The organism is Massilia sp. Root418 (assembly GCF_001425265.1).
Lineage (GTDB): Bacteria > Pseudomonadota > Gammaproteobacteria > Burkholderiales > Burkholderiaceae_D > Rugamonas.
Map to the genome: position 1 here is coordinate 1,237,202 of NZ_LMEC01000020.1, position 21,175 is coordinate 1,258,376.

21 protein-coding genes are annotated in these 21,175 nt (G+C 67.1%); 16 read left to right on the top strand and 5 right to left on the bottom strand.

The window, feature by feature from the left end; genetic code table 11:
* Positions 1-81 precede the first annotated feature (81 nt).
* The gene (locus ASC94_RS17830) at positions 82-513 is read right to left on the bottom strand and encodes a divergent PAP2 family protein (protein ID WP_056397643.1); all 432 of its coding nucleotides are present in this window, start codon (positions 511-513) and stop codon (positions 82-84) included.
* Between the two features lie 113 nt (positions 514-626).
* Here ASC94_RS17830 and ASC94_RS17835 point away from each other — a divergent pair, with 113 nt between their 5' ends.
* Positions 627-1,658, top strand: a complete 1,032-nt coding sequence (locus ASC94_RS17835) for a DUF475 domain-containing protein (protein ID WP_056397646.1) — start codon at positions 627-629, stop codon at positions 1,656-1,658.
* Between the two features lie 37 nt (positions 1,659-1,695).
* Positions 1,696-2,070 (top strand): hypothetical protein, encoded by a 375-nt coding sequence (locus tag ASC94_RS17840; protein WP_056397649.1) that lies wholly within the window; start codon positions 1,696-1,698, stop codon positions 2,068-2,070.
* 107 nt (positions 2,071-2,177) lie between these two features.
* On the opposite strand, the gene ASC94_RS17845 is transcribed toward ASC94_RS17840, so the two are convergent.
* The 3 genes from ASC94_RS17845 to ASC94_RS17855 form a co-directional block, all read right to left on the bottom strand.
* Positions 2,178-4,508 carry a hypothetical protein gene (locus ASC94_RS17845; protein ID WP_056397653.1) on the bottom strand — a complete coding sequence of 777 codons (2,331 nt, stop codon included), beginning with the start codon at positions 4,506-4,508 and terminating at the stop codon, positions 2,178-2,180.
* A 142-nt stretch (positions 4,509-4,650) separates the two neighbouring features.
* A complete protein-coding gene (locus ASC94_RS17850; protein WP_056397657.1) occupies positions 4,651-5,073 on the bottom strand; it encodes a cupin domain-containing protein in 423 nt (140 codons plus the stop codon).
* 209 nt (positions 5,074-5,282) lie between these two features.
* The gene (locus ASC94_RS17855) at positions 5,283-6,287 is read right to left on the bottom strand and encodes a serine/threonine protein kinase (RefSeq protein ID WP_056398150.1); all 1,005 of its coding nucleotides are present in this window, start codon (positions 6,285-6,287) and stop codon (positions 5,283-5,285) included.
* 87 nt (positions 6,288-6,374) lie between these two features.
* On the opposite strand from ASC94_RS17855, the gene ASC94_RS17860 reads away from it, so the two are divergent.
* The 7 genes from ASC94_RS17860 to ASC94_RS17890 all read left to right on the top strand — a co-directional run bounded on the left by ASC94_RS17860 (position 6,375) and on the right by ASC94_RS17890 (position 12,007).
* Complete coding sequence (locus ASC94_RS17860; protein ID WP_056397661.1) at positions 6,375-7,073, top strand: UPF0149 family protein; 699 nt, start codon at positions 6,375-6,377, stop codon at positions 7,071-7,073.
* A 164-nt stretch (positions 7,074-7,237) separates the two neighbouring features.
* Positions 7,238-8,842, top strand: coding sequence for a DUF1800 family protein (locus ASC94_RS17865; protein WP_082616614.1), 1,605 nt, complete (start codon positions 7,238-7,240; stop codon positions 8,840-8,842).
* 14 nt (positions 8,843-8,856) lie between these two features.
* Positions 8,857-10,233 carry a DUF1501 domain-containing protein gene (locus tag ASC94_RS17870; RefSeq protein ID WP_162251436.1) on the top strand — a complete coding sequence of 459 codons (1,377 nt, stop codon included), beginning with the start codon at positions 8,857-8,859 and terminating at the stop codon, positions 10,231-10,233.
* Positions 10,234-10,328: 95 nt separating this feature from the next.
* On the top strand, positions 10,329-10,652 hold the full coding sequence (locus ASC94_RS17875; RefSeq protein WP_056397669.1) for a helix-turn-helix transcriptional regulator: 324 nt from the start codon (positions 10,329-10,331) through the stop codon (positions 10,650-10,652).
* A complete protein-coding gene (locus ASC94_RS17880; protein ID WP_056397671.1) occupies positions 10,649-11,083 on the top strand; it encodes a YeeE/YedE family protein in 435 nt (144 codons plus the stop codon). The genes ASC94_RS17875 and ASC94_RS17880 overlap by 4 nt, the downstream gene beginning before the upstream one ends.
* Positions 11,084-11,092: 9 nt before the next feature.
* The gene (locus ASC94_RS17885; protein ID WP_056397676.1) at positions 11,093-11,512 is read left to right on the top strand and encodes a DUF6691 family protein; all 420 of its coding nucleotides are present in this window, start codon (positions 11,093-11,095) and stop codon (positions 11,510-11,512) included.
* A gap of 66 nt (positions 11,513-11,578) precedes the next feature.
* Complete coding sequence (locus ASC94_RS17890; protein ID WP_056397678.1) at positions 11,579-12,007, top strand: hypothetical protein; 429 nt, start codon at positions 11,579-11,581, stop codon at positions 12,005-12,007.
* Between the two features lie 22 nt (positions 12,008-12,029).
* Here the strand turns inward: ASC94_RS17890 and orn are convergent, their stop codons facing one another.
* Entirely contained in the window at positions 12,030-12,614 is a 585-nt protein-coding gene (gene orn / locus ASC94_RS17895; protein ID WP_056397682.1) for an oligoribonuclease, read from the bottom strand.
* 47 nt (positions 12,615-12,661) lie between these two features.
* On the opposite strand from orn, the gene ASC94_RS17900 reads away from it, so the two are divergent.
* The 7 genes from ASC94_RS17900 (at position 12,662) to ASC94_RS17930 (ending at position 21,053) form a co-directional block, all read left to right on the top strand.
* A complete protein-coding gene (locus tag ASC94_RS17900; protein WP_056397685.1) occupies positions 12,662-13,930 on the top strand; it encodes a M48 family metallopeptidase in 1,269 nt (422 codons plus the stop codon).
* A gap of 10 nt (positions 13,931-13,940) precedes the next feature.
* Complete coding sequence (locus ASC94_RS17905; RefSeq protein WP_056397688.1) at positions 13,941-14,291, top strand: 4a-hydroxytetrahydrobiopterin dehydratase; 351 nt, start codon at positions 13,941-13,943, stop codon at positions 14,289-14,291.
* Positions 14,288-15,235: a ribosome small subunit-dependent GTPase A gene (gene rsgA / locus ASC94_RS17910; RefSeq protein WP_056397691.1), complete on the top strand. Its 948-nt coding sequence runs from the start codon at positions 14,288-14,290 to the stop codon at positions 15,233-15,235. Before ASC94_RS17905 ends, rsgA begins: the two co-directional genes overlap by 4 nt.
* A 75-nt stretch (positions 15,236-15,310) precedes the next feature.
* On the top strand, positions 15,311-18,202 hold the full coding sequence (locus ASC94_RS17915; protein ID WP_229417311.1) for an ATP-binding protein: 2,892 nt from the start codon (positions 15,311-15,313) through the stop codon (positions 18,200-18,202).
* Positions 18,203-18,289: 87 nt separating this feature from the next.
* Entirely contained in the window at positions 18,290-18,547 is a 258-nt protein-coding gene (locus tag ASC94_RS17920) for a hypothetical protein (protein ID WP_056397697.1), read from the top strand.
* A gap of 352 nt (positions 18,548-18,899) precedes the next feature.
* Positions 18,900-20,345 carry a polysaccharide lyase family 1 protein gene (locus tag ASC94_RS17925; RefSeq protein ID WP_056397700.1) on the top strand — a complete coding sequence of 482 codons (1,446 nt, stop codon included), beginning with the start codon at positions 18,900-18,902 and terminating at the stop codon, positions 20,343-20,345.
* Positions 20,346-20,354: 9 nt separating this feature from the next.
* On the top strand, positions 20,355-21,053 hold the full coding sequence (locus ASC94_RS17930; RefSeq protein WP_082616616.1) for a PEP-CTERM sorting domain-containing protein: 699 nt from the start codon (positions 20,355-20,357) through the stop codon (positions 21,051-21,053).
* Positions 21,054-21,175: the final 122 nt, after the last annotated feature.

A 21,175-nucleotide genomic window follows, 5' to 3' on the forward strand; every position in this document is an offset into this window, starting at 1 on the left:
GTCAATTCGCAGGGGGCCAGACTGCGGGTTTTTGTGGCTGGAATGCTGAAATGGCGGATAGACAGCAAAACCGGCGGGCATTCATCGGGCAAAAAACGCATGCACCAGATGACCGATGGCGATGCCGGTGCACAGGCCGCCGATGATTTCGACCACCGTGTGGCCCATGCGTTCGCGCAGCCAGGTGTGGGCGCCGCTCTTGCCGTCGTCGCCCTTGGCCAGGCGGTTGATGGCGGACGCCTGGCGCCCCACGTGCTGGCGCAGGCTGTTGGCGTCGATGACGACAATGAAGCACAGCGTCACCGCCACGCCGAAGGCGGGATGGCCCATGCCCTCGCGCAGCGCGATCAGGGTGGCCATGCTGGACACCACGGCGCTGTGGTTGCTGGGGAAGCCGCCGTTGCCGACCAGGTTGAACGCCCAGCGGCGCGCTTTGACGCTATTGATCAAAAATTTGATCGGACCGACGGCGGTCCAGGTGATGACAGGGGTGAGCAAATAGGCGAGATCCATCGGAATTCCTTTGTGGCAATCCGTCCATTATCGCAGAATGGGTGTGGACGGCGGTAGCAAGTCATATAAAATCGACACCCTCAACAGGCTAAAAGAACACAACAAGGAACTACATGAAACACTTCAGAATATCCATCCTCGTCACCGTCATCCTGATGGGTATCGCCGGCTGGTGGGGCTACAGCCGCGGCGGCAGCGCCGGACTGCTGACAGCGCTGTGGATCACCGCCGTGCTGGGCGTGATGGAAGTCTCGCTCTCCTTCGACAACGCGGTGGTCAACGCGGCCGTGCTGAAAGACTGGAACGCCTTCTGGCAGAAACTCTTCCTCACTGTGGGTATCGTGGTGGCCGTGTTCGGCATGCGCCTGCTGTTCCCGCTGCTGATCGTCTCCTTCGCCACCGGGCTGGGCCTGGTGGCCGTGTGGAATATGGCGCTCACCACGCCGGACGAATACTCGCGCTACCTGACCGGCGTGCACGCCGAGGTGGCGGCCTTCGGCGGCGCCTTCCTGCTGCTGGTGTTCCTGAACTTCCTGTTCGACGAGGAAAAGGAATTGCACTGGCTGGGCTGGGTGGAGGAAAAGCTGGGCGCGCTGGGCACCAGCGGCCTGGCCGTGCTGCTGGCCCTGCTGGGCGTGCTGGCCTGCGTGGCGCTGGTGCCGGAAGCCAAAAAACTCAGCGTGCTGTCCTCCGGCGTGATCGGCGTGGCGGTGTACGTGGCGGTGGACTGGATCAGCGGCCTGCTGGAAAGCGAAGAGCACGACCCGCACACCGGCGTGGCGCTGGCCAAGGGCGGCATCGGCGGCTTCATGTACCTGGAAGTGCTGGACGCCTCCTTCAGCTTCGACGGCGTGATCGGCGCCTTCGCCATCACCTCGGATGTGGTCATCATCATGCTGGGGCTGGCCATCGGCGCCATGTTCGTGCGCTCGCTCACGGTGTACCTGGTGCACAAAGGCACGCTGGACGAATTCGTATTCCTGGAACACGGCGCGCACTACGCGATCGGCATCCTGGCGCTGATCATGCTGGCCAGCGTGAAATACCACATTCCGGAATGGTTCACCGGGCTGTCCGGCGTGGCCTTCATCCTGGTGTCGCTATGGTCGTCGGTGCGTTACCGCCGCCGGATGGGCGGGGAATGATAAGATCGCAAGGTTGCCACCAAAACCAGCAAAACCCATGATCAAATCACCTCGCATCAAATACATCCTGCTGGCGCTCGTGCTGGGCGCCGGGCTGCTGTTCGCCGGCTATACCTGGATCACGCTCAGCGTGTCCTATTCAGAGGGCGAACGCGCAGGCTACCTGCAAAAGTTCTCCAAACGGGGCTGGATCTGCAAGACCTGGGAAGGCGAACTGCTGCTGACCTCGATGCCGGGCGCCATCCCGGAGAAGTTCCAGTTCAGCGTGCGCGATCCCGAGCTGGCCAGGCAGATGTCCGCCGCCACCGGCAAGCGCGTGCTGCTCACCTACGCCCAGCACAAAGGCGTGCCCACCGACTGCTTCGGCGAAACCGAGTACTACGCCGAACGGCTGCAGGTTCCGGCGCAATGAAAAATGGCGGGTTACGGGGCTTTGCCCCTAACCCGCCCTACGCCCTACGCCGCCGCTCGTCTTCCGTAGGGCGGGTTAGGCGCGCAGCGCCGTAACCCGCCGCAGCCTCACCGGCCGCGCCACACAGCGCCGGCCGTCTCCTTCAAGCGCCCGATCACGTCGCGCGCCATCGTCTCCGACTGTTCATGCTCGGCGCGCGCGCGGGCCGCAGCCAGGGTGGCGGCAAACGCATTCTCCTCCACCAGCGCCGTCTGCGCCGTCTCCGCCGCCAGCTTCTCCTCGATCGCGTTAAGCGCATTCTGCGCCGCGTGCTGGCGCCGGGTTTCCAGTTCCAGCAGCTTCTGCTTGGCCAGCGTCATGGCCTGGGTGGTGTCGGCCACCTTGCGCTGCATGGCCGCGTGCGCCTGGGCTGCTTCTACCAGCGCCTTCTGTTCATCCGCCTTATCCTGAGCCGCCTGGGCAGCGGCCTGCACGGCCAGCGCATGCTGGCGCGCCAGCTCGGCCTGTTCCTGCTCCGCATCGGCCTGCGCGCGCAGCGCGGCGGTGGCGGCCTGTTCGGATTCCAGCCGGCTCTCGATGGCCTTGGCGGCGCGCGCCTCGGCGGCGTTGGCCAGGCGCTGCTGGGTCAGTTTCTGGTCAATCACCGCCAGCGAATGGCGCTCGGTTTCCACAAATTCCTGCTTGGCCTTGAGCAGCTCGGCCGCCTTGGCAGCCTTCTCTTCTTCCACCTGCGCGCGCTGCACGTGCACTTCGCTCAGCTCCACCGCCAGGCGGGCCTGGGCGGCGACGGCCTGCGCGGCGACCGCCTTCTGCTCCGCTTCCACGGTGGTCTGCTCGGCCATCATCTGCATGGCGGCGGCTTCCTTGCCGGCGGCGGCGGCCAGGCTTTCATCGGCGGCTTGCTGCTGGCGCAGCGCGGCGGCCTGTTGCTGCTCGGCGGCGGCGCGCGCCTGGGCTGCAGCGGCGGCGTCCTCCTCGGCCTGCAGGCGCTCCTTCAGCGCGGCAATGGCTTGCTGCTCGGCGGCCACGCGGGCCTGCTCGGCAGCCAGCAGCTCGGCGGCGCGGGCGGCCTTCTCTTCCGCCAGCGTGGTGGCGGCGTTTTGCGCTTCCACCTGGGCCGCCAGAGTGGCCACCTCGGCCTGCTCGGCGGCATTCTGGGCCGCAGCCAGCTCCACGGCGGCGCGCGACAGCGACGCGCGCTCGTCGGCCAGCTGGGCGGCGCGCTGCTGCTCCAGGCTGTCGGCACGTGCCGCTTCGGCGGCGGCCTGCTCTGCGGCCTGGCGCAGGCGGGCCTGTTCCAGCGCCTGCGATTCCGCTTCGACTTTGGCCAGGGTTTCCAGTTCCGCCTGCTGCTCCGCCTCGAAGCGCACCAGCGCCACGGCGCGCAGCTGGCGGTCCACCTCGATGCGCGCCTCGGTGGCGCTGATAATGCGCGCGTCCGCATCGCGGCGGGCCTGGGCGCTGGCGGCGGCCACCGCTTCCAGGCGTTCGCGCTGGACGGCGGCGTCGCGGATTTCCTTCTCGGTCTGCAGGCGCAGGTGCAGCGACTGCGCGGCGCTGCGCTCGGATTCGGCCTTGGCCAGGGCGATGGCTTCGCGCTCCTGTTCCAGGTGGGCCAGCGCGCGCGCTTCCTCCAGCGCGCGCGCCTCGGCGGCGGCGCGGTTGAACGCCGCCTCCAGGGCGATCTGGTCGGCGCGCTCGCGCTGCACGGTCAGCTCCAGCGCTTCGGCTTCGGCGGTGGCCAGCGCGTCGGCGGTCTGGCGCGCGCCGTAGGCGTGGCGCTCGCGTTCGCGTGCCAGCGTCGCCAGGCGCGCGTCGGCGGAGGCGATGCCCACCATCTCTTCGCGCGCGGCCTGCACGGCAGCCAGGCGCTCGGCGGCCTGCTTGCGGGCCTGTTCGGTCTGCGCGGTCAGCTCGTCGGCGGCGCGGGCAGCTTGTTCGGCCAGTTCGGATTCGGTGGCGATCTGCTCGGTTGCCCGGCGGCGGCTTTCTTCTTCGGCGCGGGCGCGCTGCTGGGCGGCCAGGCGGATCTGGGTGTCGGCTTCGGCGCGGGCGCGCAGTTCGGCGGTTTCCTGCTTCACCGCTTCCAGGCGCGCCACGCTGGCTTGCGCGGCGGCGCGCAGGCTTTCCAGGCGCTCGCGGTTGGCGGCAATGGCTTCCTCGGCCGCCTGCGCGCTTTGCTGCGCGGCAGCGGCTGCGGCGGCGTCGATGGCGGCGCGGTCGTCGGCCAGGGCGCGGGCGCGCGCTTCGGCATGGGCACGGCTTTCGGCGGCGCACGCCGCCTTGGCTTCCGCTTCCACGCGGGCGATGGCTTCCTTGATGGCGTTCATGTCCATGGCGCCGCGCGGCGCCGTCTCGGCGGACTCCTGCTCAGGCAAGGCGAGGTCATCGAGGGCTGGAACCGCGGTGTCGAAGGGCTGTGCCGATTGTGCTTGCATGGAGATTCTCGCTTAATCTTGCGCCCCGACACCCGCCGGGACTTCTGAATAAGCATTATCAAACAGCCAGCCCATCGGCCGAGCCGCAAGCAGAGCGGGAAAAACCCGCCATTTCTCCTCATGGCGGGCTGTTCCTGCGGCCTCAGTCGAACGGCGTGGTTAATGCTTTGTCATCCGTATCGACCACGAACACGGCAAGCAGCCTGGCCGGCTTGGTCTGGCTGGCGTTGGCGCTCACGCCGTGGCGGTCGCCCGGCAGTTCGGAGAAGTTCTGGCCTGCCTCATAGACGGTTTCCGGACCGTCGTTGACCTGGCTGCGGATGGCCCCTTCCAGCACGGTGGCGTAAATGAAGGCGGAGCGGGCGTGGGTGTGGCCGGGCGAGTAGCCGCCCGGGCCGTATTCGACCATCACTCCCTTCAGGCTTTTGCCGGGCACATTCGGCAGTTCGTGCTGGTAGACCAGGGTGACTTTGGCGTTCAGCGCCGCTTTGTGCCCGGGCGTTTCAGCGGATGCGCCGCCGAACGGCAGGATGGCGGCGGACAGGATGGCGAGCAAGTGTTTCATCGTTATCTCCAGGGTAGTGAGGCAGTGGCCTGCGCGCGGCGCAGCCATTGGCCGAGCTTGATGCGGCCCTGTTTGATTGTTTCACGCGCCCGTCTGGCAATGTAGTCCGTCGCCGGTATAGGTGAGCAATGCCAAGCTGATAAGATGGAACGGCCTACAGGCACGCGGTTGCCCGCCCGCCTGGACGCCAACGCCGCGCACCCGCCGGATCAGACCGGCAGCGGCGCCTCGTCCATCAGCGCGATTTGCTCGCGCAGTTCAAGGATGCGGTCCTGCCAGTAGCGCTGGGTGTTGAACCAGGGGAAAGCCACGGGGAAGGCCGGGTCGTCCCAGCGGCGCGCGATCCAGGCCGAATAATGGATCAGGCGCAAGGTGCGCAGCGCTTCCACCAGGTGCATTTCGCGGCTGTCGAAGTCGCAGAAGTCTTCGTAGCCGGCCAGGACGTCGCCCATCTGGCGCACTTGCTCGTGGCGCTCGCCGGACAGCATCATCCACAAGTCCTGGATAGCCGGGCCCATGCGGCTGTCGTCGAAGTCCACGAAATGCGGGCCGGCGTCGGTCCACAGCACGTTGCCGCCGTGGCAGTCGCCGTGCAGGCGCAGCAGGGACACATCCCCTGCCCTGTCGTAGCAGCGCCGCACCCCGTCCAGTGCCTGGTCGATCACGCTGCTGTAGGCGGCCAGCAGCTCGGCCGGGATGAAGCTGTTGGCCAGCAGATAGTCGCGCGGCTCGGCGCCGAAGGTGGCCGGATCGAGCGCAGGACGCTCCTTGTAGACACCCAGCTTGCCGGCCTCGTGGATGCGGGCGATGAAGCGCCCAGTCCACTCCAGCACGGCCGGGTCGCCCAGTTCGGGGGCGCGGCCGCCGTGGCGCGGAAAGACGGAGAAGCGGAAGCCCTGGTATTCGTGCAAGGTCTTGCCGTGGACGGTGAGCGCCGGCACCACGGGGATTTCGCGCTCGGCCAGCTCGGCCACGAAGGCGTGCTCCTCCAGGATGGCGGCGTCGCTCCAGCGCTCCGGGCGGTAGAACTTGGCCACCAGCGGCTTGCCGTCCTCCATGCCCACCTGGTAGACCCGGTTCTCGTAGCTGTTCAGCGCCAGCAGGCGGCCGTCGCCATACAGGCCGATGCTGTCGAGCGCATCAAGCACGCAGTCGGGCCCGAGGGCGGCGTAGGCGTGCGGGACGCCGGATTGGTCTGGGGTGTCGGTTGTCATGGCGCCATTGTAAGCGCCGCAGCATTCTTCCGCCCGGAACGCTGCGCCGCAGCGTATACTGGCGGCATTCAAATAGAAGGAATGCATATGCAACTCGATCAGCCCCTGAGCGAAAAAGAATTCGACGAACTGGACAACTTCCTGCTGTCCGAGCGCAGCCCGGAAGACTCCATGACCATGGACCACCTGCACGGCTACCTGACCGCCATCGCCATCGGCCCCGAGCCGATCATGCCGGCCGAATGGCTGCCGCGCGTGTGGGGCCCGGACGGCAACGACGCGCCCAAGTTCAAGAACGCCAAGGAAGAAGAACGCATCGTCAACCTGATCATGCGCTTCATGAACGAGGTGCTGGTGACGTTCGAAGTGGCGCCGAAAGAGTTCGAGCCGCTGTTCGTGGAACACGAAGTGGAGGGCCAGACCCTGATCGACGCCGAAGCCTGGTGCTGGGGCTTCTGGGAAGGCATGGAACTGCGTCCGGGCTCGTGGGACGCGATCTGGGATTCGGAAGTGGGCGACCTGATGCGTCCAATCTACCTGCTGGGCGCGGACGAGATCGAGGAAGACGAACTGCCGCTGGTGGAAGATCCGGTCAAGGCGCACAAGCTGGGCCAGGAACTGGAAGCCAACCTGCCGGCCATCCACAAGTTCTGGGTGCCGCGCCGCAAAGCGCCGGTCAGCACCGTGGTGCGCGAAGAGCCTAAAGTAGGCCGCAACGACGACTGCCCTTGCGGCAGCGGCAAGAAGTACAAGAAGTGCCACGGCGCGGAAGGCGCGGCCGAGTAATCCGCCTCCCGGGCGCTGACATTTTTCGGCGCCCCCTTGCACCCAGCCTGACCTGAGTGACAATTATTGTCGCCTTGCACCTCGCAAGCGAACAATAATTGTCACTTTTTACTTGGCACGACACTTGCTGTTTGGAAACAAGAATCCAAAACAAGGAGAATGCCATGCAAGGAGCACTGTGCCGGACCTGGGCGGCGATATGCCTGATGAGCCTGGCCGCCGGCAGCTGGGCGGCCACGCCGACGCTAAAGCCCGCGTCCGCGCCTACGTCAACTTTGCCCACGGCGCCCAAGCCTGCCCAGGTGCCCGCGCCGGCCCAGCCGCCGCTGGGCGTCCAGCCCGCTGTCGACCCGGCCACCGTGGCAGCCGCGCGCCTGCTGGAGCACGCCACATTCGGCCCCACCGCTGCCGACATCGCCAAAGTGAAGACCCTGGGCCAGGCCGCCTGGCTGGCGCAACAGTTCGACCTGCCCGCCAGCGCCCTGCCCGCCACCGAGGACCTGAACGTGCTGCGCGCCAACTGGTTCAACAATATGGCCGCCGGCCAGGACCAGCTGCGCCAGCGCATGATATTCGCACTGTCCCAGCTGTTCGTGGTGTCCGCCGACAAGAACCCGTATGCCAGCGAGATGCAGCCCTGGCTCCACACGCTGTCCGCCAACGCCTTCGGCAACTTCAACACCCTGCTGCGCGAGATGACGCTGAACCCGTCCATGGGCAAATACCTGGACCTGGCCAACAGCAAGGCGCCTGCGCCGAACGAGAACTATGCGCGCGAGGTGATGCAGCTGTTCACCATCGGCCCGGTGCTGCTGAACCTGGACGGCAGCGTGCAGACCGACCGCAACGGCGACCCCATCCCCAGCTACGACCAGGCCCGCATTGCCGACATCTCGCGCGCCCTGAGCGGCTGGACCTACCCGGGGACCAGCACCACCGGCGCCAACTGGGAAAAATTCAGCGGCCCGCTGCAGCCGCGCGAGCGCCTGCACGACAAGGGCAGCAAGACGCTGCTGCTCGGCACCGTGCTGCCCGCCGGCCAGACTGCCGTGCAAGACCTGGACGCGGTGATGGAGAACCTGTTCAACCATCCCAACCTGCCGCCCTTCATCGCCACCCGGCTGATCCGCGCCTTCACCACCAGCAATCCGAGCCCGGCCTATATCGAAAGGGTAGCCGGCGTGTTCGCCAGCGGTCCGGCCGGGCGCGGCGACCTGAAAGCCACGCTGGCCGCCGTGCTGACCGACCCCGAAGCGCGCCAGGACACCGCCGGCGCCAGCCGCGGCAAGCTGAAGGACCCGGTACTGCACACGCTGAGCCTGTTCCGCGCGCTGGACGCCACCGTGGTCAACCCCGGCAACGCGTTCTGGGAATACTCGCAGCTGGGCCAGAAGCTGCTGAACGCGCCCAGCGTCTTCAACTTCTACTCGCCGATGACCGGCCTGCCCGGCGCGCCCGGCCTATTCGGCCCCGAGTTCCAGGTCTACGCCCCGGCGCTGGCGGTGGCGCGCGCCAATTTCCTGTACCGCTTCCTGTCCGGCGAATACAAGGGCATGGTGGCCATCAACATCGCGCCCTACGTCAGCGCGGCCGGCGACGTCACCGCGCTGCTGAACCTGGTGGACGCCAGGCTGCTGCAAGGCCGCATGTCGCCGGCCGCGCGCAGCGCCATCGCCGGCTCCGTCGGCGCCACCACCGACAAGACGCAGCGCGCCCTGACCGCGCTCTATCTCACCGCCATCAGCGCCGAATTCTCGGTACAGAAATGATCCAGGAGACCAATATGAGCAAGAACAAGCTGTCGCGCCGCGGTTTCCTCGGCATGGGGGCACAAGCCGGCATGCTGGGCGCGCTGTCTACCCTGGGCCTGCTGGGTGCGCGCCCCGCGCAGGCGGCCGTGGGTGACTACAAGGCGCTGGTATGCCTGTATATGTTCGGCGGCAACGATGGCAACAATATGATCGTGCCGCTCGACAGCGTCCGCTATGGCAAGTACAACGCCGTGCGCGGCGGCCAGGGCCTGGCGCTGTCGCTGGCCAGCAAGACCCTGGTGGCCGAGCGCAGCGCACGCCTGCAGGCGGTGGCCGAGCCGGTCGACCAGCCGTTCGCCTTCCACTACGGCATGCCGGAGCTGGATGCCCTGTACGGCCAGGGCCAGGTGGCTGCCGTGCTGAATGTGGGCAGCCTGCGCCAGCCGCTGAGCAAGGCGCAATACCAGTCCGGCGTGGCGGTGCCGCCGCAGCTGTTCTCGCATCCGGACCAGCAGTTGCAGAACCAGGCCGGCACGCCCTCGCTGGCCGGCACCGGCTGGGGCGGCCGCCTGGTGGACTTGCTGGGCACAGGCGGCGACCTGGACGCGGTGGCCCTGGGCGGCGGCGGCCTGTTCATCGAAGGCGCGAAGACGCACGGCAACCTGATCCCCGCGAACGGCCAGCTCAACCTGGCCGGCATGAACTTCTGGCCGCAAGCCGAAGCGGACAAGCGCCGCGCCGCGCTGGTCGAACTGCTGTCGGCCAGCCAGTCCAGCCTGGTGGCCGGCACGGCCAACCGCACACTGCTCAACGGCATGGAACTGGTGTCCGACCTGAAGGCGGCCAGCGGCGGCGCGCCGCTGGCCACTGCCTTCCCCGGCTACAACCTGGCGCGCCAGCTGCACACCGTGGCGCAGCTGATCCGCCTGCGCGCCACGCAGGGCCCGGGGCGGCAGGTGTACTTCGTGTCGCAGGGCGGCTTCGACACGCATGGCGGCCAGGCCTACCAGCAGTTCGACATGCTGCGCCAGGTGTCGCAGTCACTGGCCGCTTTCCAGCTGGCGCTCGCCGAGATCGGCGCCCAGCAGCAGGTAACCACCTTCACCCTGTCCGACTTCGGCCGCAGCCTGCAGCCCAACAGCGGCGGCACCGACCACGGCTGGGGCAACCACCACCTGATCGTGGGCGGCGCGGTAAAGGGCGGCCTGTACGGCCAGTTCCCCGACTTCACGCTGGGCGGCAGGGACGACGCCACCGGGCGCGGCGTGTGGATCCCGCAGATCGCCAACCAGCAGTACGGCGCCACCCTGGGCCGCTGGTTCGGCGCCGACGACGCCATGCTGGAATCACAGGTGTTCAAGAACGAGCTGGCCAATTTCGCGCTGAAAGACCTCGGCTTCATGGGCTGAACGGGGAGCGGAAGCAAACACTATACTTCCTCATATTATGTATATTCATAATATGTGATAGCATGGCCCCAACTTCACGCTCCCCCTCTCTTCTAATGCAGGAAACACACGCCATCAACGTCGATGCGCTGCGGTCCGGCGCCAGCCGTGCCGTTGGCGCCATCAAACTGCTCGCCAACGAAGAACGCCTGCTGCTGCTGTGCCAGTTGTCGCAGGGCGAAATGTGCGTCAGCGAGCTGGAAACCGCGCTGGGCATCCGCCAGCCCACGCTGTCGCAGCAGCTGGGCGTGCTGCGCAACGAGGAAGCCATCGTTCCGCGCCGGGACGGCAAAAAAATCTACTACCGCGTCGCGTCGCCGGAATTGCTGGAGATCCTGGCGGTGCTGTACCGCCTCTACTGTCCCAAGGAGCAGCCATGAGCATCGCCTGGAGTCAATTCACCCCGTACGCCAGCCTGGCGGGCGGCGTGCTCATCGGTCTTGCCGCCGCCCTGCTGCTGCTCATGAACGGCAGGATAGCGGGCATCAGCGGCATCGTCGGCGGGCTGCTGCGGCCGGTAAAGGGCGACGTCGCCTGGCGGCTGGCCTTCGTGCTCGGCCTTGCCGCCGCGCCGGCTGCCTACGCGCTGTTCGCGCCCATGCCGGCAGCGCAGATCGATGCCGGCTCCGGCGCCCTGGTCCTGGCCGGCCTGCTGGTGGGCGTGGGCACGCGCTACGGCGCGGGCTGCACCAGCGGCCACGGCGTGTGCGGGCTGTCCCGCCTGTCGCCGCGCTCGGCGGCAGCCACTGCCACCTTCATGGCAGCGGGCTTCCTGACCGTCTACCTGCTGCGTCATGTCCTTTCCGCTTAGGAGGCCGTCATGCTGATCTTGTTTGCATTGCTGGCGGGCCTGGTCTTCGGCATCGGCCTGATGGTGTCCGGCATGGCGAATCCGGCCAAGGTGCTGGGCTTCCTGGACCTGGCCGGCCAGTGGGACCCGTCGCTGGCCTGCGTCATGGGTGGCGCCGTCGCGGTGGGGCTGCTCGCGTTCGCCATCGCCAGGCGCCGCCGGGCGTCCTTGCTGGGCGAGCATTTCCGCCTGCCGGCGCGGCGCGATATCGACCGCCGCCTGCTGCTGGGCAGCCTGCTGTTCGGCGCAGGCTGGGGCATCGCCGGCTTCTGCCCGGGGCCGGCCCTGGCGTCGCTGGGCACGGGCAACCCCAAGGTGCTGCTGTTCGTCCTGGCGATGCTGGCCGGCATGGGCCTGTTCGAGCTGCTGGAAAAGCGCAAAGCCGCCTAAGTAGCGCCCCCGCCGCCGCAGGAAGGCCTACAATCAAAGAGAGAGTGACTTTGGGCGGGAACGCAAATGGGGCACAACGAAGATCAGCTGCGTGATCAGCAGCGCTATCAGCAACGCACGGCGCTCTGGCTGGCGCGCATTGACGGCTTTTACGGCGAGGTGCAGCAGTGGCTGGCGCGCTACGCGGCCAAGGGGCAGGTGAAATACGATTTCCACGCGCTGGTGCTGACGGAGGAACTGGTGGGAACGTACAGCACGCGCACGCTGGGCATCAGCCTGGGGCGCCAGCACGTACTGCTGCGGCCGGTCGGCGTCATGCTCGACACCGGCGGCGGCCGGCTTGACCTGGAAGGCCACCGCGGCAAGGTGCGCTTCATGCTGCCCGACCTTGCCGGGGACTGGAAGATCGCCACCAAGGAAGGCGAGTATCCCGCCTTCGAAGACTTCAACGAGAACAACTTCCTGGAGGCGCTGCTGGAGGTGTCCAGCGACTAGCCGTTCCTGCTAGCCCGCCCCCTTACAGCTTGATGAAGTGCTCGCGGTAGTACTTCAGCTCTTCGATGGACTCGACAATATCGGCCAGCGCGGTGTGCTTCTGGTGCTTCTTGAAGCCGCCCACGATTTCCGGTTTCCAGCGCTTGCACAGCTCCTTCAGCGTGGACACGTCGATATTGCGGTAATGGAAGAACGCTTCCAGCTTGGGCATGTACTTCACCATGAAGCGGCGGTCCTGGCCGATGGTGTTGCCGCACATCGGCGCCTTGCCGGCAGGGACCCACTTCTTCAGGAAGGCGATCAGTTCGGCTTCGGCGAATTCTTCCGTGATGGTGGACGCCTTCACGCGCTCGGTCAGGCCGGAACGGCCATGCGTGCCCTTGTTCCAGTTGTCCATCTTGTCCAGCGTTTCATCGGATTGATGAATGGCGAACACCGGGCCTTCAGCCAGGAAGTTCAGGTGCATATCGGTGACGATGATGGCCACTTCGATAATGCGGTCGGTTTCGGGTTCCAGACCCGTCATTTCCATGTCCACCCACACCAGGTTGGTCTCGTTCGGACGCTCTTGCGGGGTAGTCGTTGGGATTTCGGTCGCTTGTGACATAATTCTCTCTTGGCCTAAACAATCCGCCATTTTCTCACAGGCATAGAATGTATTCACACGCGTTTTCGATTTTGTTCGTTACTTTCCTCGTCCTGACGCTGGCCGTCCGTTTCTGGCTGGCCTCGCGCCAGCTGCGCCACGTGCTTGCCCACCGCAACGCCGTGCCGGCCGAATTCGCTGAAAAAATCCCGCTGGCGGCGCACCAGAAAGCCGCCGACTACACCATCGCCCGCACCAAGTTCGGCATGCTGGCCATGCTGGTCAACGCCGCCGTGCTGGTGGCCTTCACCCTGCTGGGCGGCCTGCAGTGGCTGTCGGTGGAAGTGTACAAGCTGGCCGGCCCGGGCATGGCCTACCAGATCGGCCTGCTGGTGGCCTACGCCGCCATCTCCGGCCTGGTGGACCTGCCCTTCGATTACTACAAGCAGTTCGGCATGGAGCAGCGCTTCGGCTTCAACAAGATGAGCCGCGGCCTGTTCTTCGCCGACCTGCTCAAGGGCGTGGCGCTGGGCGCCGTGATCGGCCTGCCGCTGGTGTGGGTGGTGCTCACGCTGATGGACAAGAGCGGCGCCCTGTGGTGGCTGTACGCCTGGTTCGTCTGGAGCGGCTTCCAGCTGCTGATGATGGTGCTGTTCCCGACCGTGATCGCGCCGCTGTTCAACAAGTTCACGCCGCTGGCCGACGAATCGCTGAAGTCGCGCATCGAGGGCCTGATGCAGCGCGTCGGCTTCGCCTCCAAGGGCCTGTTCGTGATGGACGGTTCCAAGCGCAGCGCGCACGGCAACGCCTATTTCTCCGGCTTTGGCGCCAACAAGCGCATCGTGTTCTTCGACACCCTGCTGTCGCGCCTGGCGCCGCAGGAAATCGAGGCGGTGCTGGCGCATGAGCTGGGGCATTTCAAGCTCAAGCACATCGTCAAGCGCATTGCCATGATGTTCGCCATTTCGCTGGCCTTCCTGGCGCTGCTGGGCTGGCTGAAGAACCAGCTGTGGTTCTACACCGGCCTGGGCGTGGACCCGCTGCTGCTGCCCGGCGCCAGCAACAACGCCATGGCGCTGCTGCTGTTCGCGCTGGCGCTGCCGGTGTTCACCTTCCTGCTGGGACCGCTGACCTCGCTCAGTTCGCGCAAGCACGAGTTCGAAGCGGACGCCTTCGCCGCCCGCCACACCGACGCGCGCGACCTGGTGTCGGCGCTGGTGAAAATGTACGAAGACAACGCTTCCACCCTGACGCCGGACCCGCTGCACTCGGCGTTCTACGATTCCCACCCGCCGGCCAGCGTGCGCATCCGCCAGCTGAACCTGGCTGTTCAATGAGGGCCAGCCCATGACGATCCTGGACGCACAACACCTGCTGACGCTGCACTGCGCGCCGGCCAAGGACGCGCTGGACGGCGAGGAAGTGCGCCGCCTGGCCGCCCTGCTGCCCCTGTGGCGGCTGGAACACGGCAAGCTGGTGCGCGAGTTCCGCTTTGCCGACTATTACCAAACCCTGGCCTTCGTCAACGCGCTGGCCTACCTGGCGCACGCCGAAGACCACCACCCGGAACTGACTGTGACCTATAACCGCTGCATCGCCCGCTACGACACCCACTCCGTGAACCAGGGCCAGGGCGGCCTGTCGCTCAACGATTTCATCTGCGCCGCCAGGGCTGATGCACTGGCGGAGCGAGCATGAAGCAGCCAGCACCAGCCAAGGCAGCCAAGGCAGCATCCGGCAAGCCTGCACAGCAGACCGGCATCATCATTGCCGCCCACGGCCGCCACTACCTGGCGGACGTAGACGGCGAACGCGTGCAATGCGTTACGCGCGGCAAGAAAACCAATGTGGCCGTGGGCGACATCGTCAAGCTCACCGCCACCTCGGCCGACCAGGCCGTCATCGACGAGATCACCGAGCGCAAGACGCTGCTGTACCGCTCGGACCAGTACAAGTCCAAACTGCTGGCGGCCAATGTGAGCCAGCTGTTCATCGTCGTGGCCACCGAGCCCGGCTACACGGACGACCTGGTCTCGCGCGCCACCGTGGCGGCCGAGGCGGCCGGCATCGACGTGCACCTGATTTTGAACAAGGTGGACGTGACCGAATCGCTGGAACGCACCCGCGAGCGCCTGAAGATGTACTCCAAGCTGGGCTACCCGGTGCACGAAGTGTCCGCCAAGGGCAATCCCGAACACGCGGTGGCCACCCTGCGCCCCCTGCTCAAGGGCAATTCGTCCATCCTGATCGGCCAGTCCGGCATGGGCAAGTCCTCGCTGATCAACCTGCTGGTGCCGGGCGCCGACATTGCCGTGCGCGAAATTTCCGCCGCGCTGGACACCGGCAAGCACACCACCACCTTCACGCGCCTGTACACCATGCCAGACCTGGGCCCGGACACCTCCATCATCGATTCACCCGGTTTCCAGGAGTTCGGCCTGTACCACCTGAGCGAAGGCATGCTGGAGCGCGCCTTCCGCGACTTCAAGCCTTATCTCGGCGGTTGCAAGTTCTACAACTGCCGCCACTTGATCGAACCGCAATGCCCGGTGCTGGATGCGGTCAAGGCCGGCGAGATCGCCAAGCTGCGCCACGAGCTGTACGGCCAGCTGCTGCACGAGTCGGCGCAGACGCTGTATTAAAAAAACAATTAACTTAACATCTATTCTAAAAGTCGATTGCGCGTTCCAGTGCTCTAGAGCATTATTGGCGGGGTGGTGACAAACAAGGGTCAGGCCATGGACATGTTCGCGGTCGAGGAGGATGTTGCGCAATGGGAGCTATCGCTGCTGCCCTTGCGCGGCGTTGCGCGCCTGCCCGTGCTGGTGCCGCTGGCCTGGCACCTGCGCCAGCGCGACAGCGAACGCGCCGACGCGCTGGCCGCCGAAGCGCTCGCCTTGCTGCCCCAGACCAATCTCGATTCCCCCGCCCAGACCGCCATCGCCGGCCGCATGCAGCTGGTGCAGGCCGAGGTGCTGTGGCTGCGCGGCGCGCTGGACGCGGCCGAAGCGCGCGCCAGCGCCGCCTTCGGGCAGCTGTGCGCGCTGGGCGACCATGCCGGCTGCGCCGACGCCCACTGGCTGCAGGCATGGGTGCAGGTGGACCGCGGCGACCATGTGGGGCGCGACAGCGAACTGGCGCTGGCCCTGGCCGCCGCCAGCCAGGCGCAGGACGTGCAGCGCCAGCACATCATTGAGGCGGCCACCGCGCGCTGGGCCATCCTGCGCGACCCGGCCTGCGCCGCCCACTGGACCCCGCGCATTGCGCTCGACTTTTCGCCGGACGCCGCGCTCGCGCCGCCTCCGCCCCCGGCGCTGCTGGCCCCCGGCTGCGCCGCCTGGCGCCACGACTACCTGGGCGTGGCTGCCAGCCTGTCCAGCGACTTCGGCACCGCCGCCAGCCACTACATCCGCTGCTATGAAAACGCACTGGCCACCGGCCAGCTGCGCGCGGCCATCACTGCCGCCACCAATATCGGCGAAGACTTCACCAACCTCAACGACCACCACGCCGCGCTGGAATGGATGCAGTGCGCGCTGGACCTGGCGCGCCCGGCCGGCTGGCCGCGCAGCGTGGGCGCCTGCCTGATGCACACGGCCGACACCATGCGCCGCCTGGGCCGGCTGGACGCGGCCGAGGAACTGCTGCACGAGGCGCTGGACATCCTGGCGCCGCTGTCGGGCGCGCGCAGCTATGCCATCGCGCTGCAGTACCTGGGCGATTTGTCGCTGGCGCGCGGCAGCTACGGTGCCGCGCTGGACGCCTTCCTGCTGCTGCAGGGCCGCGCCGACGCGCTGCAGCAGGCCGACCTGCAGACCGTGGCGCGGCGCGGCCAGGCGCACGCGCTGTCCGGACTGGACCGGCCGCAGGAGGCGCTGGCGGCGGCGCACGAGGCGGTGCGGCTGGCGGGCGCCCAGCGCAACACCCACCACCATGTGACCGCGCTGCGCGTGCTGTCGCTGATCTACAGCCGCCATTCGCTGCCCAGCCCGCCCGGCATGACCGAGCTGAACGCCACGCTGCACTATCTGCACCAGGCGCTGGCGGTGGCCTCCACCATCGAGGGCTATACCGTGCCGGGCGATCTGCTGGACGCGCTGGCGCGCGAATACGCGCGCGCCGGCAGCTACCAGCAGGCCTACCAGATGGCGGTGGCCGCCAGCGCCGCGCGCGAAAAAACGCACAGCCAAGAAGCCACCAACCGCGCCGTGGCCATGCAGGTGCACCACCAGACCGAGCACGCGCGCGCCGAAGGCCTGCACCACCGCGAACTGGCCGCGTCCGAGGCGCGCCGCGCCGAGGTGCTGCAGCAGACCAGCGCCATGCTGGAGCGGCTGTCGGCCATCGGCCAGGAAATCACCACCCACCTGGACGCGGCGGCCGTGTTCCAGGCGCTGGACCGCCACGTGGCGGCGCTGCTGCAGGCGCACACCTTTGCCATCTACCTGGTGGACCATGGCGGCCAGTCGCTCACGCGCGCCTTCGGCGTGGAGGGCGGCCGCGCGCTGCGCACCAATGTGATCCCGCTGTCGCACCCGCATTCGTTCTCGGTGCGCTGCCTGAACCAGCGGCGCGAAGTGTACGTGCCGGACCTGAACAGCACGGACCACAGCTTCGTCATCCCCGGCACCTGCCCCAACCGCAGCGCGCTGTACGTCCCGCTGCTGGTGGGCGAGCGCGTACTGGGCGTGATGACGGCGCAGTCGCTGGAGGTGAACGCCTACGGCGAGCGCGAGCGGCTGATCTTCCGCTCGCTGTGCGCCTACGGCGCCATCGCGCTCGACAACGCCGAAGCCTACCGCCAACTGCAGGACGCGCAGACGCAGCTGGTGTCGCAGGAAAAGCTGGCCGCGCTGGGCTCGCTGATGGCGGGCGTGGCGCACGAGCTGAACACGCCGATCGGCAACAGCCTGCTGATCGCCAGCACCTTACAGCAAAAGACCGCCGAGATCGAGCAGCAGATGAACGGCGCCGGCCTGCGCCGCTCGGAGCTGGCCGCCTACGTGGCCGACGCGCAGAAGGCGTCCGAACTGGTGATGCGCGGGCTCACCAGCGCGGCCGACCTGGTGAACAGTTTCAAGCAGGTGGCGGTGGACCGCACCACCGAGCAGCGCCGCATGTTCAACCTGCAGCAGGTGACCCACGAGGTGGTGGCCACCATGATGAACCGCATCCGCAACGCCAACCACAGCATCGAATTCGAGGTGCCGGACACACTGGCCATGGACAGCTATCCCGGCCCCTTCGGCCAGGTGCTGGCCAACTTCATCAACAACGCCCTGCTGCACGCCTTCGAGGGCCGGGTGCACGGCCGCATGCGGCTCAGCGCCAGCCCCACGGCGGACGGGCGCGCGCTGGTGACGTTCAGCGACGACGGCGGCGGCATCCCGGCCGAGCACCAGTCGCGCATTTTCGATCCCTTCTTCACCACCAAGCTCGGCCAGGGCGGCAGCGGCCTGGGCCTGTCGATCAGCTACAACATCGTCACGTCGCTGCTGGGCGGCCAGATCAGCGTTTCCAGCAGCCCGGCCGGCACCACCTTCACCCTCGACCTGCCGCTCACTGCCCCCCTGCAGAATGACACCGGCCCGGTGGCGATCTACCACTAAATATTTGTCTAGACGTGCCAATTTGCTATTAAACTAGGCGGCACGGAGCCGCGCCAATCCGGTGCCGGCCCTTCACCAAGGACGCCCATGAACTTATCCGCTTTCGGCACCCTGGCCATGCTGGCCGCTGTGGCAAGCCCGCTGCTGTCCGGCTGCGCCACCACCGACGAGCCGCGCACGCCCATCGTCTCCAACTACGACACCGACGCCTACATCCCCACCGGCACCAACCTCAAGCGCAAATACAAGGACGGCGCCGACCGCATGCAAGCCATGTCGGCCGAGGACGCCCAGCGCCAGCTCCAGTTCGTCCCCGTGGCCCCGTCGGCGGCTAGCAACCGCTAAGCCCGGCATACAAACCACAGTGCATGACTTGCCTGTTGCATAATCTTGCACGCGGGCGTAGCATGATCCGATCGCTGCCGTGCTGCGCCTTCCGGCGCCAGCGGCGGCGATACGCACCCTGAGCGAACTCGGCTCCCCGCCCTCTTCGCAAAGGCAACAGGTACGCAAGGTGCCTGTATCAGCGCCACGGCTCGGTAGAAGCCGGACGCTGACAGTTTTTCCTTACCCCCACGCGCTTTGCCGTTTTATTGATGTAGCTATGATGTAGCTATCTTGATGTGGCTATTGCCACAGGCAAGGCGCTGTCGCGCGGGTATGGGCTCGTCACTTTTAACAATAACGGAGACCAACCTTGAAAAACACCTTGATCGCGGCCAGCATCCTGCTGGCCTCGGCAGCGCAGGCTGCCACCATCGACGCCGCCACCCTGACCGGTGCCAGCACCCCGCTGCAAACCGCGCAATACGGCATCCGCAACTACTCCGCCCCGGTCCTGGTGGGCGGCCTGCACGACCCGGCCAGCTACATGGCCGCGCCCAAGCTGCCGGTGTGGCAGTTCGCCAGCGGCGACCCGACCGGCGGCGCACTCACCTTCGAGCGCCAGACCGCGCCCGCCACCGGCTGGCACACCTGGTCGCGCAAGGGCAAAGTGCTGGTGACCGGCGGCAGCGCCGCCACCGCCAACCGCGTCTACACCGTGTACAACGGCCAGCAGCTGCTGGCCGCCATCAACGAAGCCGGCAACGAGCCCAAGATCATCCGCGTGATCGGCCACATCGACCTGCGCTGGAGCCAGAACAACACCGTGTTCCGCGAATACACCAGCTACTCGGACCAGAAGCTGGGCGGCTCCATCAGCATCCCCTCCAACACCACGCTGGTGGGCATCAATGACGCGCAGGGCCGGGCCGCGCGCATCACCGGCACCGCGCTGCTGATCGGCGGCGAACTGGCGCTCACGCCCGCCGGCGACGAGCAGGCCGACTTCAAGAAGTGGATTGCCGACGGCAAGGACGGCGACGACTTCCCGACCTGGACCCGTAACGTCATCGTGCGCAACCTGGCCATCGACACGCCATGGGACGTGAACCCCGAGGACTCGGCCAATGCCTACGCCGACGGCCTGACCGTCTCGCGTGCGCAGAACATCTACCTCGACCACATCACCATCAGCGACGGCGACACGCCCGAATCGCTGGCCACCGGCACCTACAAGACACGCCACGACGGCGCGCTCGACGTGGTGCGCGGCAGCGACTACGTGACCATCGCCAACAGCGTGTTCAACAAGCACCACAAGACCACCTTGGTGGGCAACGGCGACTCCGGCCGCGCCTGGAGCGACGAGGGCCGCCTGCACGTGACCTTCTCCGGCAACTGGTGGAACGGCGCCACCACGCGCCTGCCGCTGAACCGCTACGGCCAGGTGCACCTGTTCAACAACGTGGTCACCGGCAGCGTCTCCACCACCGACCCGGACGTCAAGTTCTCCAGCGGCACCGACGCGCGCTACCGCTCCAATATGCTGCTGGAGAATAACTACTACAACATCACGGGCCTCAAGCTGATCGAATTCTGCGGCAAAGCCATCAAGGGCAAGGACTTCATCGGCTTCCGCTCGTCCGGCCACATCTTCACCAGCGACAAGGCCGGCACCAACGCGGTGGACGGCCAGTGCGGGCTGGCTCAGCCAAGCGCGGCCAATACGTGGACGCCGCCCTATCTGTACGCACTGCAAACCGCCACCTCGGCGCTCACCTCCGTGCCGGCCAACGCCGGCGCAGGCAAGCTGAAATAAGGGGCCACTATGCACACGACTCGGTTTCTGATTTCTTCGCGCGCCGCTTGCGCACGGCCTGCGGCATCCGCGCTGAAGGCCATCCTCGGACTGGCCCTGGCATCCGCGCTCGCACTCGCACCCGGCACCGCGCAGGCAACGCTGGTAGCCAACACCGGTATGCCCTCCAACGCGGTCGGCGCCGGCTGGGCCTTCAACAGCGGCCATTCTTACGCCGGTCAGTTCTCGCTGGCTGGCGCCATGACCATCGACAGCATCCAGGGCTACTTCAGCACGGACGCCGGCACGGTGGGCATCAGCCTGTTCAGCAGCGTGGCCGACGGCGACGGCGGCTTCATTCCGGGCAGCGCCCTGCGCACGGCCAGCATCGCCACGGCAGCCGGCGCGCTGGCCTGGACCGGCGCCTTGGCGCTGGACTGGGCCGTGGGACCGGGCGCCTACTGGGTCGTGTTCACGTCCAGCTACAGCGCCGCCAGCCAGGCCAGCATGCCCGGCTGGGCGCCGCAGCCGCTGGCCGGCTACGCGCTGCAGCAAGGCGGCCAGTGGTATAACGCAGCCGACCTGGACTTGGGCATGGGCCTGCGCGTTGACGCCACCGCCAACGCCTCTGCACCTGCGGCCAGCGTCCCCGAACCCGGCAGCGTGGCGCTGCTGAGCCTGGGCCTGGTTGCCGCCGGCGCGCTGCGGCGCCGCCGCAAGCCAAGCTGACGCGTCACCTGCCCAGCCCTGCCGCGCGCGAACCACCGGACTGCGCGCGGCAGCGGCGTCTAATGCTTCTTGAACCGCCCCACGACGCCAGCTCTTCCAGTACACGCAACACAGCCGGGGGA

What these genes read in the sequence shown, in the direction of transcription:
- ASC94_RS17830 (WP_056397643.1), bottom strand. Translation starts at nt 513, where the DNA reads ATGGATCTCGCCTATTTGCTCACCCCTGTCATCACCTGGACCGCCGTC.
- ASC94_RS17905 (WP_056397688.1), top strand. Translation starts at nt 13,941, where the DNA reads ATGACGATCCTGGACGCACAACACCTGCTGACGCTGCACTGCGCGCCG.
- ASC94_RS17870 (WP_162251436.1), top strand. Translation starts at nt 8,857, where the DNA reads ATGAGCAAGAACAAGCTGTCGCGCCGCGGTTTCCTCGGCATGGGGGCA.
- ASC94_RS17880 (WP_056397671.1), top strand. Translation starts at nt 10,649, where the DNA reads ATGAGCATCGCCTGGAGTCAATTCACCCCGTACGCCAGCCTGGCGGGC.
- ASC94_RS17850 (WP_056397657.1), bottom strand. Translation starts at nt 5,073, where the DNA reads ATGAAACACTTGCTCGCCATCCTGTCCGCCGCCATCCTGCCGTTCGGC.
- ASC94_RS17865 (WP_082616614.1), top strand. Translation starts at nt 7,238, where the DNA reads ATGCAAGGAGCACTGTGCCGGACCTGGGCGGCGATATGCCTGATGAGC.
- ASC94_RS17845 (WP_056397653.1), bottom strand. Translation starts at nt 4,508, where the DNA reads ATGCAAGCACAATCGGCACAGCCCTTCGACACCGCGGTTCCAGCCCTC.
- ASC94_RS17930 (WP_082616616.1), top strand. Translation starts at nt 20,355, where the DNA reads ATGCACACGACTCGGTTTCTGATTTCTTCGCGCGCCGCTTGCGCACGG.
- ASC94_RS17860 (WP_056397661.1), top strand. Translation starts at nt 6,375, where the DNA reads ATGCAACTCGATCAGCCCCTGAGCGAAAAAGAATTCGACGAACTGGAC.
- ASC94_RS17840 (WP_056397649.1), top strand. Translation starts at nt 1,696, where the DNA reads ATGATCAAATCACCTCGCATCAAATACATCCTGCTGGCGCTCGTGCTG.
- ASC94_RS17890 (WP_056397678.1), top strand. Translation starts at nt 11,579, where the DNA reads ATGGGGCACAACGAAGATCAGCTGCGTGATCAGCAGCGCTATCAGCAA.
- ASC94_RS17920 (WP_056397697.1), top strand. Translation starts at nt 18,290, where the DNA reads ATGAACTTATCCGCTTTCGGCACCCTGGCCATGCTGGCCGCTGTGGCA.
- orn (WP_056397682.1), bottom strand. Translation starts at nt 12,614, where the DNA reads ATGTCACAAGCGACCGAAATCCCAACGACTACCCCGCAAGAGCGTCCG.
- rsgA (WP_056397691.1), top strand. Translation starts at nt 14,288, where the DNA reads ATGAAGCAGCCAGCACCAGCCAAGGCAGCCAAGGCAGCATCCGGCAAG.
- ASC94_RS17835 (WP_056397646.1), top strand. Translation starts at nt 627, where the DNA reads ATGAAACACTTCAGAATATCCATCCTCGTCACCGTCATCCTGATGGGT.
- ASC94_RS17875 (WP_056397669.1), top strand. Translation starts at nt 10,329, where the DNA reads ATGCAGGAAACACACGCCATCAACGTCGATGCGCTGCGGTCCGGCGCC.
- ASC94_RS17885 (WP_056397676.1), top strand. Translation starts at nt 11,093, where the DNA reads ATGCTGATCTTGTTTGCATTGCTGGCGGGCCTGGTCTTCGGCATCGGC.
- ASC94_RS17855 (WP_056398150.1), bottom strand. Translation starts at nt 6,287, where the DNA reads ATGACAACCGACACCCCAGACCAATCCGGCGTCCCGCACGCCTACGCC.
- ASC94_RS17900 (WP_056397685.1), top strand. Translation starts at nt 12,662, where the DNA reads ATGTATTCACACGCGTTTTCGATTTTGTTCGTTACTTTCCTCGTCCTG.